Genomic DNA, 741 nt, shown 5'->3' with positions numbered 1-741 from the left:
GCATCCACCTTTACCGCGTTCTATACACCGCCGGAAATCATTGGTGCACTGGCATCCTCATTAAGTGAGCATGGCGTGTCGCCGCACCGCTTCCTTGACCCGTCATCGGGTACGGGTAACTTCATCACCGCTTTCCAATCGCATCTTTTCACGGCCACCGCCCAGCCCGAAATGGCGGCATACGAAAAGGATTTGCTGACCGGGCGTATCCTCCGGCAGCTTCAGCCCGGTACGGATGTCCGTGTGCAAGGCTTCGAGGAGCTTCCCTCGCAGGACAACGGGCGGTTCGACGTGGCGGCGAGCAACATCCCCTTCGGCGACATCCGCGTATTTGACCCGTTGATGGACGATGGTACGGCACGGCGCTTCGCGATGAACTCCCTGCACAATTATTTCTTCGTCAAGGGGCTGGATGCCGTGCGCGAGGGAGGCATCGTGGCTTTCATCACCTCGCAAGGGGTGATGAACTCCGCGATGGGCACTCCCGTGCGCCAATATCTGATGGAAAGGGCGCGGCTCCTGTCCGCCATCCGCCTGCCCAACAATCTCTTTACCGACTATGCCGGTACGGAGGTGGGCAGCGACCTCATTGTGTTGCAGAAGGACACGGCATCCGGAAGGGAATACACCGGCCTTGAAAAAGCCTTCGTGGAAGTCAGTACGCAAGAGGACGGCACGACCCAGAATGAATACTTCGAGCGTACCGCCGCCATTGTCCATACGCGCGGCCATGTGGGAACC

General features: G+C 59.1%; 1 protein-coding gene. It reads left to right on the top strand.

The window, feature by feature from the left end; translation table 11 throughout:
• Nucleotides 1-741 (top strand): N-6 DNA methylase (locus M3090_RS15450; protein ID WP_249057756.1); only part of this gene is annotated, 741 nt, incomplete at both ends.

This window comes from Bacteroides sp. ET71 (assembly GCF_023336905.1).
Taxonomy (GTDB): domain Bacteria; phylum Bacteroidota; class Bacteroidia; order Bacteroidales; family Bacteroidaceae; genus Bacteroides.
This window is presented reverse-complemented; position numbering and strand designations above follow the sequence as displayed.